2 protein-coding genes are annotated in these 1,141 nt (G+C 56.1%); both read right to left on the reverse strand.

What is annotated here, in order from left to right:
• Positions 1 to 181: 181 nt before the first annotated feature.
• Entirely contained in the window at positions 182 to 685 is a 504-nt protein-coding gene (locus tag EN925_RS36815; RefSeq protein ID WP_127369786.1) for a hypothetical protein, read from the reverse strand.
• Between the two features lie 83 nt (positions 686 to 768).
• Positions 769 to 1,141, reverse strand: a 373-nt coding sequence (locus EN925_RS36820) for a host attachment protein (protein ID WP_128337415.1), incomplete at its 5' end; no start/stop codon positions are given.

The following is a 1,141-nucleotide window of genomic DNA, read 5'->3' on the forward strand; positions in this document are numbered from 1 at the left end:
TCTGGCGATCGATCAGGACGATATGGGGGTCGTGGCTGTTGAGACAGCTGCGCACATGACTGACTTTGAAGCCGTCAAAGTCGCGGACCTGATTTGCGATTTTTACTACGAGCTCACGTAATAGTCGGCCCGGCAGCCCCGTCTTCGACTAGCGAGGCGTCGGATATTTGCCGACCAGACGCTAGGAGCGGCTGAGATCAATCCGACTGATCACAATGGTCTTGCCCGTCGCCGGATCCTTATCGATCGTCGTTAGGCGCATCCCATTGTCACCAACTTTTTCCAGCCTCAGCTGGGCCGTACGGTCGCCATTGACTTCCTTTGCCCAATGGATGCCTAGAACCAGTGCGTTGCCTGATCGACCGCCACTGAGGCCAGCCGGACCGGTGCTCGATCCGGTGTATATGCCCGTATAGGTTTTGCCATTCGTCTTCACGTCGGCGCCGATCGCCCGCGAGAAGACCACGTAACCTGTACACTTGCCGTTAAGCGCCAATGAGCTTTCAGTCGCGTCAGATGCAAATTTGCAGTTGATTTTGATGGGTTGGGAATCAGCGTCGACCTTGACCGTGCCCTTGCCAACCCAGCTGCCGGCAAACGATTTCAGAAAGGCGCCGTCAGCGGCCTGAGCAGGCGCTGTAATGCAAAGCACTGCTGCGGCCAACCATCCAATGGATTTTGTCATGATAAAGTCCTTCAATTCGACGCAGGCGCGAATACGATCAGAGCGCGGGCGCGATGCAGATTTGAGTTCTGTCGATTATGCGTCTAGGCGCTGGCAACTGCCTTCTCTATCTCGTGGGCCGAATGGCCGGTGAGATCCTTGGCGATTTCGCCAATCAGAACGTCCGATAATTTCTGATGATAGTGCTTGCGCAGTTCGCCAAGCGTTCGAGGAGCGGCGATGATGATCAGATTGGCGATTTCTCCGCCGAGGACGTGTCGGTTGAGCAGTTCGGCGGTTCCGGCCGCAAAATTGTCCTCCTCGATTTGACTGTTGTCCGGATTGGCGGAGCTGCTCTGATGACGCGCACCGGATCCCTTGTTCTCGTTTGCGACGTCTTCCACGACCGAGGCCGTCAGCTTTGGATTGGCTTCGTCTCCTGAATTGCGGAACAGATTGAGCCTTTCGCCATCGGCC

Origin of the sequence: Mesorhizobium sp. M7A.F.Ca.US.006.04.2.1 (genome assembly GCF_004022915.1) — a bacterium.
In the GTDB taxonomy this organism is placed as follows: Bacteria; Pseudomonadota; Alphaproteobacteria; order Rhizobiales; family Rhizobiaceae; genus Mesorhizobium; species Mesorhizobium ciceri.